This window comes from Croceicoccus estronivorus, from assembly GCF_001625325.1.
In the GTDB taxonomy this organism is placed as follows: domain Bacteria; phylum Pseudomonadota; class Alphaproteobacteria; order Sphingomonadales; family Sphingomonadaceae; genus Caenibius; species Caenibius estronivorus.
This window is the reverse complement of the sequence record NZ_JRQQ01000008.1, coordinates 1-13,596: the sequence shown is the minus strand read 5'-3', so window position 1 is coordinate 13,596 and position 13,596 is coordinate 1. Positions and strand designations below refer to the sequence as shown.

Annotated in this window: 13 protein-coding genes; 10 read left to right on the top strand and 3 right to left on the bottom strand. The window is 62.4% G+C overall.

Going from position 1 to position 13,596, the window contains the following annotated elements:
* Positions 1 to 30 precede the first annotated feature (30 nt).
* A complete protein-coding gene (locus MB02_RS12705; protein WP_067538710.1) occupies positions 31 to 699 on the bottom strand; it encodes an outer membrane protein in 669 nt (222 codons plus the stop codon).
* A gap of 295 nt (positions 700 to 994) precedes the next feature.
* Between MB02_RS12705 and rlmN the strand changes: the two genes are divergently transcribed.
* Positions 995 to 2,269 carry a 23S rRNA (adenine(2503)-C(2))-methyltransferase RlmN gene (rlmN, locus tag MB02_RS12700; RefSeq protein ID WP_067538706.1) on the top strand — a complete coding sequence of 425 codons (1,275 nt, stop codon included), beginning with the start codon at positions 995 to 997 and terminating at the stop codon, positions 2,267 to 2,269.
* Here the strand turns inward: rlmN and MB02_RS12695 are convergent.
* On the bottom strand, positions 2,266 to 2,724 hold the full coding sequence (locus MB02_RS12695; protein ID WP_067538145.1) for a winged helix-turn-helix transcriptional regulator: 459 nt from the start codon (positions 2,722 to 2,724) through the stop codon (positions 2,266 to 2,268). The genes rlmN and MB02_RS12695 overlap by 4 nt on opposite strands.
* A gap of 38 nt (positions 2,725 to 2,762) precedes the next feature.
* On the opposite strand from MB02_RS12695, the gene MB02_RS12690 reads away from it, so the two are divergent.
* From MB02_RS12690 to MB02_RS12655, 8 genes are all read left to right on the top strand, one after another.
* Positions 2,763 to 3,359, top strand: coding sequence for an FMN-dependent NADH-azoreductase (locus MB02_RS12690; RefSeq protein WP_067538143.1), 597 nt, complete (start codon positions 2,763 to 2,765; stop codon positions 3,357 to 3,359).
* A 194-nt stretch (positions 3,360 to 3,553) separates the two neighbouring features.
* A complete protein-coding gene (locus MB02_RS12685) occupies positions 3,554 to 3,958 on the top strand; it encodes a glycine zipper 2TM domain-containing protein (RefSeq protein WP_067538140.1) in 405 nt (134 codons plus the stop codon).
* A gap of 86 nt (positions 3,959 to 4,044) precedes the next feature.
* A complete protein-coding gene (locus tag MB02_RS12680) occupies positions 4,045 to 4,719 on the top strand; it encodes an MOSC domain-containing protein (RefSeq protein ID WP_067538703.1) in 675 nt (224 codons plus the stop codon).
* A gap of 240 nt (positions 4,720 to 4,959) precedes the next feature.
* Positions 4,960 to 5,724 (top strand): SDR family oxidoreductase, encoded by a 765-nt coding sequence (locus tag MB02_RS12675; RefSeq protein WP_067538135.1) that lies wholly within the window; start codon positions 4,960 to 4,962, stop codon positions 5,722 to 5,724.
* Positions 5,725 to 5,771: 47 nt separating this feature from the next.
* Positions 5,772 to 6,434: a cytochrome b/b6 domain-containing protein gene (locus tag MB02_RS12670; protein ID WP_067538132.1), complete on the top strand. Its 663-nt coding sequence runs from the start codon at positions 5,772 to 5,774 to the stop codon at positions 6,432 to 6,434.
* Positions 6,431 to 7,171, top strand: a complete 741-nt coding sequence (locus MB02_RS12665; RefSeq protein WP_235829512.1) for a molybdopterin-binding protein — start codon at positions 6,431 to 6,433, stop codon at positions 7,169 to 7,171. The genes MB02_RS12670 and MB02_RS12665 overlap by 4 nt, the downstream gene beginning before the upstream one ends.
* A 66-nt stretch (positions 7,172 to 7,237) precedes the next feature.
* Entirely contained in the window at positions 7,238 to 8,509 is a 1,272-nt protein-coding gene (locus tag MB02_RS12660; RefSeq protein WP_067538128.1) for an SAM-dependent methyltransferase, read from the top strand.
* Positions 8,510 to 8,541: 32 nt separating this feature from the next.
* Positions 8,542 to 9,756 (top strand): argininosuccinate synthase, encoded by a 1,215-nt coding sequence (locus MB02_RS12655; RefSeq protein ID WP_067538123.1) that lies wholly within the window; start codon positions 8,542 to 8,544, stop codon positions 9,754 to 9,756.
* Between the two features lie 647 nt (positions 9,757 to 10,403).
* On the opposite strand, the gene MB02_RS12650 is transcribed toward MB02_RS12655, so the two are convergent.
* Positions 10,404 to 10,850: a CHRD domain-containing protein gene (locus MB02_RS12650; protein ID WP_067538119.1), complete on the bottom strand. Its 447-nt coding sequence runs from the start codon at positions 10,848 to 10,850 to the stop codon at positions 10,404 to 10,406.
* 317 nt (positions 10,851 to 11,167) lie between these two features.
* Between MB02_RS12650 and MB02_RS17485 the strand changes: the two genes are divergently transcribed.
* On the top strand, positions 11,168 to 11,587 hold the full coding sequence (locus MB02_RS17485; protein WP_170304743.1) for a septal ring lytic transglycosylase RlpA family protein: 420 nt from the start codon (positions 11,168 to 11,170) through the stop codon (positions 11,585 to 11,587).
* The last annotated feature ends 2,009 nt before the right edge of the window (positions 11,588 to 13,596 follow it).

Here is a 13,596-nt window from a genome sequence, read left to right as displayed (position 1 = left end):
TGCATTGTTCAAGTCCCGATCGGCAAGCGATCAGAAGCGCCAGCCGACACTGGCAACAATCTGGTGTCGGTCCGTATCGACGTCAAACCGCTCGCTGTCAGGCAAGTCACCGCCGAAATCGACTTCGGCCCGTTCGTAGTTGGAATACCGGTATTCCAGCTTGGCAAAGGCGTTGCGGCTGAACGCCTGTTCCACACCGGCGCCGACCCGCCAGCCGTCGAGATCGAAGTCCTCGTTATATTCGGTGGTGCCGTCATTGGCGAGAACGTCGAGCTTGGCGTTGGTATAACCGCCCTTGGCATAGAGCAGCGTGGTCGGGGCGATTTTCGCACCCACACGCGCCCCGACATAGAGATCGCGGTTGGTCTTGACCCGGCCGAAGCCGAAGCCTTCGAAATCGCCATCGTCGAACTTGGTCTTGGCCGTGGAGTCCGTCAGTTCGGCCTCCGCACCCACAACGACGCCGCCGAGATCGACATCATACCCGACACCGACACCGTACAGCAGGCCTTCGATGGATTCGTCGTTGTCGGCATTGACGTCATCATCCACCGAACTGCCCGCCTTGGTCACTTCATAGCCAAGGATCGCCTCGACCCGCGGTCCTGTGAAAGTCGCCTCGCCCGTGTCCTGAGCGAAAGCGGGAGTAGCGACAGCAATAGCCGATCCTGCGGCAGCAATTGCAAGGAGGTTTTTCATGATCTTGTCCTCTGTCCTTTTCAACACGCCCTTGATGGCGTCCGGACCCTCGAAATGATTGGGAAAGGAAGTGAGTTCCCGAATATAACCTAAGGTTTTTATTGATGTTTTTCTGCAACAGTGCGTGCGGCGAGCCGTTCTTTCCCCGCGTCCGAAAGACGGAACAATGTGCCCTGCGACGTGTTTTGCGGGCCCGCTGGGAAACCATCGCCCGGTGGCGTGGCGGGGTGCCGGAATGGGTGGTTGCCACTCCTGCTTTGCCATTATCCGCAGCGCGCCTTATATGCACCGCAACATGTCCAACACCGCTCTCATGCCGATCCCGGGCCATTCGGACCCGGTTCCCGTTCCCCGCGACATCACCCCGCGCGAGGATGGCCGTATCGATCTGATCGGCCTGCCGAAGAAACGCATCGCCGAACTGTTTGCCGAAGCGGGGCTGGATGCGAAGCAGGCCAAGCTGCGCGCCAAGCAGGTATATCACTGGCTCTACCATCGCGGTGCCACCGGGTTCGACGCGATGACCGACATTGCGAAAACCATGCGCCCATGGCTGACCGAACGGTTCGTGATCGGCCGCCCCGAAGTGGTCGAAGCCCAGCATTCCACCGATGGCACGCGCAAGTGGCTGCTGCGCACGGCGGACAATCACGATTTCGAAATGGTGTTCATTCCCGATGCAGATCGCGGCACGCTCTGCGTGTCGAGCCAGGTCGGCTGCACGCTCAATTGCCGGTTCTGCCACACCGGCACGATGCGGCTGGTCCGCAATCTGACGCCGGGTGAAATCGTCGGCCAGGTCATGCTGGCGCGCGATGCGCTGGGCGAATGGCCCAAAGGACGGATGGATTTCGCGGACAATGCCGGTTCGGACGACGCCGGTTCCGATGACGAGGCGGAAACGGAATATACCGCCGATGGGCGCCTGCTGACCAACATCGTCATGATGGGCATGGGCGAACCGCTGTATAATTTCGACAATGTGCGCGATGCGCTGAAACTTGTCATGGATGGCGACGGCCTGGCCCTGTCGAAACGGCGCATCACCCTGTCCACCAGCGGCGTGGTGCCGATGATGGAACGCTGCGGGGAAGAGATCGGCGTTAATCTGGCGGTCAGCCTGCACGCCGTGACCAAGGACGTGCGCGACGACATCGTACCGATAAACCGCAAGTTCGGAATCGAGGAACTCCTCGCCGCCTGCGCCGCCTATCCCGGCGCATCCAACGCGCGGCGCATCACGTTCGAATACGTGATGCTGAAGGACAAGAACGATAGCGACGAAGACGCGCACGAACTGGTGCGCCTGATCAAGCATTACAAGCTGCCGGCCAAGGTCAACCTGATCCCGTTCAACCCGTGGCCCGGCGCACCGTATGAATGCTCGGATCCCGACCGGATCAGGCGCTTTTCCAATATCGTGTTCGAAGCAGGTATTTCCGCCCCCGTCCGCACCCCCCGCGGACGCGACATCGATGCCGCCTGCGGCCAGCTCAAAACCGCTGCCGAGAAGAAGAGCCGGGCGGAACTGGACCGGCTCTATGCCGAAAAGCAGGCCGCGCTGGGTTAGGAATCGTCTTCCGCGTCGAACCGTTCGCGCGCGGTCACGATCATCTCCCGGTTCTGCAGGGCCCACTGGCCCAGCTCGGCCACCGGCTGCCGCAGCGACCGGCCAAGAGCCGTCAGCGCATAATCGACCCGCGGCGGGACACTGGGCGTCACCGTGCGTTCGACCAGCCCGTCCCGTTCCAGCCCGCGCAACGTGCGGGTCAGCATTCGTTGCGAAATGCCATCAATCGCGCGCCGCAATTCATTGAAACGCAACGTCCCGCCGGCAAGGCTCATCACCACCTGCATCGACCATTTGTCACCCACCCGCGAAAGGATTTCAGTGACGGTCTTGCAGGCGCACGGTGAATGCCCCCCTTCCGGCACCTCTGCCACGGAAACGGAGGCCACAGGCACACCGGTGTGACTATCGGACAAAAAAGTGCCTTCTTGCGCAATGCGTGTAACAGTATCCATAGGGACCCTAGTTATCATCAGTAACTGGAGAAAGCCAGATGAACATCCTCCGCGTCGACAGTGCCACCACCGGCGACAATTCGGTCAGCCGTGAACTGACCCAGGCCATCACCGATCACTTCAAGGCGAAGTATCCCGATGCGACTGTGACCGAGCTGGATCTCGGCACCAATCCGCTGCCGCATCTCGATGCGGTGACGACCGGCGCGATCCGCCTGCCGGAAGACGCCCACGACGAGGCGATGAAAGCCGCCTTCCCCAAGGAACGGGCCGTGCTCGACCAGTTTCTTGCCGCGGATGTGGTGATCGTCGGGGCGCCGATGTACAATTTCACCATCCCCAGCCAGCTCAAGGCCTGGCTCGACCGGCTCGGCGTGCCGCGGGTGACGTTCGGCTATACCGAAGATGGTCCCACCGGGCTCGCGGGCGGGCGTCGGGTGATTATCGCATCCTCGCGCGGCGGCGCCTATGAAATGGACGGCCCGGCCGAACACCAGGAAACGCTGCTGCGCGATTTCTTCGGTTTCATCGGCATTCCCGATGCCGAATTCATCCGCGCGGAAAAGATCGGACTGGGCCCGGAATCGCGCGCGGCCTCGCTGGCGGCGGCGAAGGAGGCCATTGCAAAGCTGTAAGGCTGTGCGGGCCGGGCATTGTCCCGGCCCCCTGCCCTGCCGTGTTTTTCCTGCCGTGTTTTTTGTCGCAGTTTGTCGCGCATGACGGGCATTTTGTCGTAGAAGCGTAACCCCAACGGGCCGTTCATCTGGGGTTGTGGATCGCAAAGCCACCCACCGGGTTATAGGAATTATCAGATGAAAGGACCCAATCCATGCGCAAGATCATCCTTGCCAGTATTCTCGCCGCAGTAGCCCTCCCCGCGGCTCCTGCGCTCGCCGACCCGCCGCGCCATGCGCCTGCCTATGGCTATCGCGACCATGACCGGCACGATCGTTATGACCGGCGTGACCGCTATTCGCGTTACGACACGCGCGGCCGTTACCGCGAACCGCACGTGATGCGCCGTAACGACCGTATCTGGCGCGGCCGCGACGGACGCTATTACTGCCGCCGCGACAACGGCACGACCGGCCTCGTAATCGGGGCAGCAGTAGGCGGCCTCGCCGGCCATGAAATCGCCGGTTATGGCGACAAGACCATCGGCACGCTGCTCGGCGCTCTCGGCGGCGGTCTGCTCGGCCGCGAAATCGACCGCGGCGATCTCAAGTGCCGCTAACCGCGCTGGCCCTCTCGCCAAGGGCCGCCTGATCTGTCATGCCGCCATGCGAACATGCGCATGGCGGCAGGCAGGCAAACGCAACGATGGCCACTCTTGATGCAATCCCGCTCAATCCAGTAACGATAGGCCCGGTAATGACAGGCAGGGCGCGCGCATTCCGCGGTGACGAGCCCAGCGCCATTGCCAAGACCCCCGCCGAAGGTCCGGTCAGGATCGGCCCTCTGGGCCTCGAAGGCGACGAGCAGGCCGACCGGATCAATCACGGCGGGCCGGACAAGGCGATCCACCACTACGCGTTGGATCATTACTCCAGCTGGCAGGAAGAAATCGGCCCCCACCCCTTGCTTGGCTCACCGGGTGGCTTCGGGGAAAATATCTCCACCACCGGCCTGACCGAAAGCGACCTGTGGATCGGCGACCGGTTGCGGCTGGGCACTGCGCTGGTGGAAGTAAGCCATGGCCGCCAGCCCTGCTGGAAAATCGACCACCGTTTCCAACGCAAGGACGTGACCGCCCGCATCATTCAGACCGCACGGTCCGGATGGTATTACCGTGTGATCGAGCCCGGCTCGGTCCAGGCTGGCGACACGCTCGAACTGGTCGAGCGCGGACATGAAGGGTGGAGCGTTGAGCGGGTGTTTCGCCTGCTGTTGCCCGGCAAACCCGCCCGCGACGGCAACGAGATCCGCGAACTGGCCGGATTGTCGGCTCTGGCCGACGTGTGGAAGGCGCGGGCGCGAAAGTTGCTGGGTGAATAGCCCCGCCACGCGGAAACCTGACCACCCCCGATCAGAGCGGTTCCGCGGTGCTGGCGGGCCCCAACCCGTGCTTTCCTACCGGCGGCAAATGTGCTCCATTGGGGCAATGACGTATTCGTTTCCTCCCCGCTCTTCACACCCCAGGCCCTATGCGAGCGGCTGGCGGAAGGGGCCCGATAGTTTTGCCCAAGTACCCTGTCACGTGTGTCAACTTTGGCGGAACCGGGGGCACTTCGGGCAATGAGCAGGCCAGCGGTCCTTGTCACCGGCGGCGCGAAGCGGATCGGTTCCGCCATTTGCCGGGCCTTTGGCGATGCGGGTTGGCACGTGGTGGTGCATTACGGTCACTCCCGCGAGGAGGCGGAAACACTGGCCGCATCCTTGCCCTCTGCCGAAATCGTCCAGTGCGACCTGGCCGATGCCCCTGCGGCGGCGGCAATGGTGGAACAACTCGCCGCGCGGCTGGATGACTGGCAGGTGCTGGTCAACAACGCCTCGGTCTTCGGGCATGACAGCGTCCATGCGCTCGACCCTGCCGTCCATGCGGAGGCGATGCGCGTCAATGCGGAAACTCCGGCCTTCATGACGCAGGCCTTTCTGGCGAGCGCACGCTCAGGCAGCGGCAGGCGGGCGATCCAGATCCTCGATCAGAAGCTCGACAATCCGAACCCCGATTTCTTTTCCTACACGATGAGCAAGCACGCCCTGGCATCGACCATCCCGATGATGGCGATGGCACCGCGCGATACGGCGGACCGTATCTATGGCTTGTGCCCCGGCGCGATTCTCGCCAGCCACGACCAGACCACCGAAGAAGCGGATCGTTCACACCTGCTCAATCTGCTTGGCCGCAGAACCTGGCCTGAAGAGATCGCGGAAGGCGTGCTGTTCCTCGCATCCGGTGCATTGGCAAGCGGGGAAATGCTGTTCGTCGATTCCGGGCAGCACCTGCTGGCGCAGTCACGGGACGTGATCTATCTCGAACGGGAAGGTCTCGAAGCATGAGAGTACCGGCAGCATGAGGCAGTGGGCGAAATGAGGCGTCGGGCAGCATGAAACGACATGCCCTCACCACCCGGATCTGGCACTGGGTAAATCTGGCCTGCCTCGTCGTGCTGTTCATGTCCGGCCTCAACATTTCCAATGCCCATCCCCGCCTATACTGGGGCCACTGGGGTTTCGCACCGGATCAGGCATGGCTGTTCCTTCCGCACTTCCCCGGCTGGATGACCATACCGGGCCATTACAGCCTTGCCGGGGCGCGCCTGTGGCATTTTCTCGCCGCATGGCCGTTTGTCATCGGCCTGCTGCTGTTCCTGGTCGTCGCTACGGCCAATGGCCACTTCCGGCGCGATCTGGCGACGCGGGCGGGCGAATGGCGCTGGGCCGCGATCAAGGCCGACGTGCTGGCCCACTTGCGGCTGCAATTCGACCATCAGGGCGCGAAATTCAATTTCCTCCAGAAAATCGCTTACGGAATGGTGATTTTCGTCCTCCTGCCGGTGATGATCCTGACGGGATTGGCGATGAGCCCGGCAATGGATGCCAACTGGCCGTGGATCGTCGATCTGTTCGGCGGACGGCAAAGCGCGCGCTCAATCCATTTCCTGGCCGCCTGGGGCCTGTTCGGCTTTCTCGTCCTGCATGTCGTGCTGGTGCTTCTTTCTGGGCCTCTGCGCCAGTTGCGCGACATGATAACGGGAGGAAGGCTGTGAAACGGCGTGGGGTACTCGCGGGAATGGCCGCCCTGTTCGCCGGGGGCTGTTCCAAGGTGGCAGCGACGGGACCGGGGGCATCCCTGCTCGAAGCGGTCGAGGGATGGAACAGGAGCATCCACAATCTGCTCGGCCGCCGCACTGCTCTCGCCCGGGAATTCAGCCCCGAGGATATCTCACCCGAATTTCGCGGCAACGGCACGACCGACCCCGCTGACGCTGCTTATCGTCATCATGTGGACACCGGCTTCCAATTCTGGAAACTGACCGTGACTGGTCTGGTCGAAAATCCGCTTTCGCTCAGCCTCGCGGATATCAGGGCGATGCCCCAGCGCACCCAGATCACGCGTCACGATTGCGTCGAAGGCTGGAGCGCGATCGGCCAATGGACCGGTACTCCTCTCGCACATCTTCTGAAACAGGCCCGGCTCAAGCCCGAAGCGCGCTTCATTGTCTTTCACTGCGCCGACAAGCTCGCCGGTTCCGCCTACTATGAAAGCATCGACCTGATCGACGCATTTCACCCACAGACGATTGTCGCACATACCTTGAACGGCGTGCCTTTGCCGGTCAAGAACGGAGCCCCGCTGAGAATGCGCATCGAACGCCAGCTCGGATACAAACATGCCAAATATGTACAAAAGATCGAAGCGGTGTCGAGCCTTGCCAATATCGGCAAAGGCAAAGGAGGATATTGGGAAGATCAAGCCCGATATCAGTGGTATGCGGGGATCTGACAGTTGCATCACCACCGCCTGCCCTGCATCCTCTTGGGCCATGGGATTTGGGGATAAGGGTACGCAATGTTCGACAAGCTGCTAGACAAGGGGCTGAGCAAAGCCCTCAAGAAGGGCGTACTAGAAGTCGTCCATCACGACGGGCGCGAAGTCCGTTTCGGAGAACCTCACCCCGATTTCCCAGAAGTGCGCATCCGCATAGCGGACCCGCAGGTTGCCCGCCAGATACTTGCCGACCAGTCGCTCGGCACGGGCGAAGCCTACATGGATGGCCGTCTGGTCATCGAAAAAGGCGATGTGATGGAGCTGGCCACTCTGGTCGGCGCCAACAATGCATTCGAAGGACGGCGCAAGGGCAAGACCGGCTTCGCCAGGCGCGCCCGCAACATGGTTTTCGCCCAGCTCAAGGAAGCCAACAAGCAGGCGAAGGCACGGGCCAACATCTCGCACCACTACGACATCGGCAACGATCTCTATCGGTTGATGCTCGATCCTTCGCACATGCAATACAGCTGCGCCTACTGGCCGCGCCCCGACATGACGCTCGACGAAGCGCAAGAGGCCAAGCTCGCCCATATCGCGGCCAAGCTTGCCATCCGACCCGGCGATTCCGTGCTGGACATCGGCTGTGGCTGGGGCGGCATGGCGATTTACCTCGCGCGTCATTTCGATTGCCGTGTGACGGGGATCACGCTCAGCACGGAACAGCTCGCACTGGCGCGGGAACGTGCGGAGGCGGCTGGCGTCGCCGGCCGGACGAGTTTCGAATTGGTCGATTATCGCAACCTCGCCACCTCGGGCGCGCAATTCGACCGCATCGTGTCGGTTGGGATGTTCGAGCATGTAGGACGCCCGCAATTCGACACGTTCTTCGATGCGGTCACCAGGCTTCTGACCGATGATGGCGTAATGCTGCTCCACACCATCGGGCGCATGGGCCAGCCAGGGCGCACCGATAATTTCACCGATCGCTACATTTTTCCCGGCGGCTATATCCCGGCTTTGAGCGAAGTGATTTCATCGAGCGAGAAATTCCGGCTGATCCCGACGGACGTCGAAACCTTGCGACTCCATTATGCCAGGACTTTGCGCAGTTGGTACGCCCGCTGCCAGGCCAATAGCGATGCGATAGAAAACATGTACGATGCGCGTTTCTTCCGCATGTGGACATTCTATTTATCCGGGTCGACCGCCGCGTTCGAAACTGGCGGCATGTGCAATTATCAGGTCCAGTATGTGCGCAATCGTCACGCCTTGCCGCTGACTCGTGACTATCTCGTCGATGCCGAACGGCAGTTGCTTGCATCAACTTCGGTTGCGGGAACGACAAACCCCTGATAGGCGCGCCGCGATTCCAGCGGAGCAGTTGAATGACCGATATCAAACGGGTTGTCCTCGCCTATTCGGGTGGCCTTGACACCAGTGTCATCCTGAAATGGCTGCAGGTGCACTATAATTGCGAGGTCGTGACCTTCACGGCGGACCTTGGCCAGGGCGAAGAACTGGAACCGGCACGCCAGAAGGCCGAGCTTATGGGCATCAAGCCCGAGCACATTTATATCGACGATCTGCGCGAAGAATTCGTGCGCGATTTCATCTTTCCGATGTTCCGCGCCAATGCCCGCTATGAAGGCGACTACCTGCTCGGTACATCGATCGCCCGCCCGCTTATTTCCAAGCGGCTGATTGAGATCGCCCGTGAAACCGGTGCCGATGCCATTGCCCATGGCGCAACGGGCAAGGGTAACGATCAGGTTCGCTTCGAACTGTCGGCCTATGCACTCGACCCTGACATCAAGGTAATTGCACCCTGGCGTGAATGGGATCTCAATTCCCGCACCGCGCTGATCGCGTGGGCGGAAAAGCACCAGATCCCGGTACCGAAGGACAAGCGCGGGGAAAGCCCATTCTCCACAGACGCAAACCTGCTGCATACGTCTTCAGAAGGCAAAGTGCTGGAAGATCCGTGGGAAGAAACACCTGACTATGTCTACTCACGGACAGTCAATCCTGAAGATGCGCCCGATCAGCCGGAATACATCACGGTTGACTTCGAAAAGGGCGACGGCGCGGCACTGAACGGCAAAGCGATGAGCCCGGCCACGTTGCTGGCAGAGCTCAATGAGTTAGGCCGCAAACACGGCATTGGCCGACTTGATCTGGTTGAAAACCGGTTTGTCGGAATGAAGAGCCGGGGCATGTACGAAACGCCTGGCGGCACGATTTATGCGGTCGCTCATCGCGGGATCGAACAGATCACCCTGGACCGCGGTGCAGCGCATCTCAAGGATGAGCTGATGCCGCGCTATGCGGAACTGATCTATAACGGCTTCTGGTTCTCGCCGGAACGCGAGATGCTCCAGGCCGCGATCGACCATAGCCAAGAGAAAGTCTCCGGCACCGTCCGCCTCAAACTCTACAAGGGCAGCGCCCATCTGGTTGGCCGCAAGAGCGTGAACAGCCTCTATTCCGAGCGCCACGTGACGTTTGAAGATGACGCTGGCGCCTATGACCAGAAGGACGCCGAAGGCTTCATCAAGCTCAATGCCCTGCGGTTGAGGCTGCTTGCGAAGCGGAATCGGTAATATAATTGCGCAAAATACGCCGAGTCGTTGACTTATCCACTCTTGTCCACTGGCAAATTGGAACAAAGTGGATAAGTAGGCGACACTGGACTTGAACGACTCAACGTTCAGGCGCACCTTTCAACTGTCGAGACGGGGAACCGACCCGCTCCGGACAGACCGCAAGGGATGAAAGGGCACGGCAAGTTCCATAACCGTAGCGATGCGGCGGCAAGGCCCCGCGCTCTTGGACAACACGCCTCTGCGACGCCTTCGGGCTGAGGTGGTGGCGAACCGAAGAGAGCGAGTTGGCCAGCCGCTGGGAGGCCGGAAACCGTGCCGGAATTCAATGGCAACAGGCACCGTCAGGTGCCCGAAACCAAGTGGTTCCGCACAATGTGTCCGGCCACGGACCGCCAGGCGGAAAGGGAACAGTCCCCCGGACAGAACCCGACCCGCCTGACGGGACCGTTGCCGGCGCGAGCGCCGGGCGACACAGCCTTTCGGGGCCTGACGCCGGTGGAAGCAGCCGGTGAGAATGGGGTCGGCATTTCATGCCGGCCCCATTTGTCTGTCCGTTACACGTATTGCGCGGCAAACTACCGGATTGGCGTTCGCGCAATCAGGCGGCGGAAGCGGGATGTGCGCGCCAGCTCCCGCCTATTCCATCAATCCGCAGCCTTGCCGAGTTGCCCACGAATGGCGCCCTTCGGATATTCCGCATTGTGGACATTGACGTAGTAGCCAGAAGGATCGGCCACGATCGCCTTCGCCACGTCATGCTGCAGCGCGACGCATTCATCGCCGTCTTCGCCCGTCACGTTGAGCGGGGTGACAACATCGCCATCGCTGCCCGCCGCACCCACATGGACGTGGGCTCCCGTGACGTCGGCAATGTCCTTCACTGTCAGCGTGAAGCAGAGATCGCCAGAATCGGGATCGATTTCGGCAAAGAACGCGCCCGATCCGTCGGCATCGCCACCGGCGGTTTCGGAGGCACCGTCCAGCGTCGCGGATAGCTGCACCATGTCCTGCGCCAGTGCCGGAACGGCGGAAAAGGCAGTCGCCATCGCACCGCCGACTGTCAGGCAAGCAAGCAAATACTTCTTCGTCATTGTGTCTCTCCTCGGCCAGACTCACCATCCATGGAGAGAGGCCGTGCACGCGTAATACACTTGCCCTGAACGACCGGAAATGGAGAATCGTTCCGCATTTCCGGCACCCGGGCTTCACAGGGCCGACGCCGCCACGACTCGATTTCCCCAGTCCGGCCCCGCATCCGGCCCTGTCGAATCCCGGTCAGCCGCCGCCAAATTGCGGCCAGCCGAAGCCCGCACTGCATTGGTTGCTGCTATAGCGCCCTCCGCAACTGCGAAGGAACGAAAGTTTGCTTACCACGCGCAAGACACGCCTGTTGCCGCTGATCGGCATCATGGCGATGGCTCTTTCCTCCTCGGCCAACGGTGAGGATATTGCCTTGGCCGACACTTCCAAACTGTCGGATGCCCTGACCGGCGAGATTGTCCAGTCCGCCAGCGCCAGCCCGCTCGACGGGGAGGAAATCGGTTCCGGCATGGCAAGCTGGTACGGCCCCAAGTTCGCCGGCCGCCGCACCGCCAGCGGCGAAGTGTTCGACCCCTCGGAATTGACCGCCGCACACCGCACGCTCCCGTTCGGCAGCCGCGTGCTCGTCACCAATGAGGAAAGCGGCCAGTCCGTCATCGTGCGGATCAACGATCGCGGTCCGTGGAGCGGCGGGCGCGTGATCGACGTATCGCAGGCCGCCGCACGCCAGATCGGCCTGATCGGCCCCGGCCATGGCGAAGTCAGCCTGACTCTGCTGGACGGCTGACCACACCCCCATTCCCGCCGTACAGGTAACCGCCGGTTCTTCCCTTCCCCCTTGCCCTGTCCGGCCGTCGGCAACCGAAGTTGACACATGTGACAGGGTCCAGGGCCAATCGCCCGCCCCCGGTTCCGCATCGGGTTCGTCCCGGTCGGGCGATGGCCCGTCCATGCTCTTGAATTCCATCGGCGGATCTTCGGTTTCGCCAGCGGCCCCTTCCGCAGCCTCCTCCCCCGCCCGATCCGCCGCGTCATCGCTGGCGGCCAGATCATCGACCAGCGCACAGGCCGCCGCCGTCCTTGCATCCCATGCCGCATCCGCCGCGCGCATGGCCTCTCGCCCGGCCATCTGGGCCGGGTCGGCATAAGGCGCATCCCCAGCCTCGCCCTCCCACGCCTCGTCACCCCAAATCTCCCCATCCCAAGCCTCCTCGTCGGAGGCTTGCTCGGCAGCCTGCCCTGCCCCGGCAAGCGCCTCCTGCTCCGCCCATTCGCGGCGCCATTCGGCATAGGCGTCGCGCCCCGCACCCAGCCCGAACGCCGTGAGCTCCTTGCGCCGTGCCGCGTCTTCACAGGCAAGCGCCTCGTGGAAATCCGCCGCATCCGAGGCTTGCGCGCCGCCGTCCCATCCGGCCACGCCCGCCAGCATTTCGTCGAACCGTTCCGCCGCACAGAGCGCCTGCGGTTCCGCACAGCGCGCATCGAGCCGCGCCAGATGGGCGAGCAGCAGCCGCGTATCGTAACGCCGCCGCCGCGCCACTTCCTCGCCATGATAGAACACCGGCTCCTCGACACCATTCAGCGCCCGGTCGGCCAGCACTGCCTCCACATGGCTGCGCGCCAGCACCAGCGCCGCGTCCCACACTTTCGCAAAGCGCCCGTCACGCCGCCGCGCGCGATAGGCCGTTTCCGCAGAGATCCGCGCCACGGCACAGGCCGCGCGGACATTGCCGGAACTCGCCAGATGATCGAGAAACCGCACCTGCCGCGCAGGGGAAAAGCCATCATGCCGCAGCCGCGGCGCGGATCGCACCGGGCCGTGACCGTGCGGCTCCGGCTCCGCATAGGGCCACGCCTGCGCTTCCTCATCGAGCGGAGCACCAGAGCGGCCCTGTTCCGTCTGCCACGGATCGCCCTCTCCCGGAGCAGGCCCGAAACCGGAGGGCGCAAAACCGAACGGATCACCACCGGATCGCCCTGCATCGGAAGTCCCAGCACCGGAAGTCCCTCCATCCGAAATCGGAACACCGGAGGGCACGCCCGCGGCAAACCGCTCCATCGCCGCCCCTGCGCTTTCCCCCGGCAGGCCGAGATCGCGGGAAACCGGAATCCACCCGCGCCCCGCCGGATGGCTCTTGCGCGGCAGGCTGTCGGATGGGGGAGTCGCGGCAACCGGCGTAGCGCCACAGGGCGGCGCGCTGTCCACCGATGCAGGAGCAGCCGGTGCGGCAGGAGGCCGCACGGTGTCAGCCCGTGCTGAGTCAGACAATACGGCGTCAGGCGATGCGGCGTGGGGCAAAGCCGGGTCAGACGATGCCGGATCAGACGCTGGCAAAGCGGCAGCGGCCTGCCTGGCCGCCTCCGCCGCCAGCTCCGCCTCATCGACCCAGCGCGGCGTGCCCCGGCTGTTCCGCCGGAAGGCCCGGCCATTGATATACTGGATAGGCCCGTCCCCGGAGCCCCCGGCTAACGGCGCAGCGGACGGATTACGGCAAGTGTCGGACATGATTCAGCTCCTGTCGGTGGGGAGAGAATCAACTCACATATGGCGCATGGGGGGCTGTAGGAAAGCCAGATGGGGAGGAGGGGCATAGATTTACAAAAATTGGTCAGCATCCTTTTCATAGGATCCAACAATCGTCGCAATCACCCAAGCGCTTCTAACACTGAAAGTTAGCAATAAATTTGAAAATTACCAGCGCATCACTTGCCGATTTTGGGTGAACATCCTATATTTTTTTAACGCCTCTGGCGATGCTTACTCAGTCAGCCGAGATTATCGGTGTGGCGAGTGAG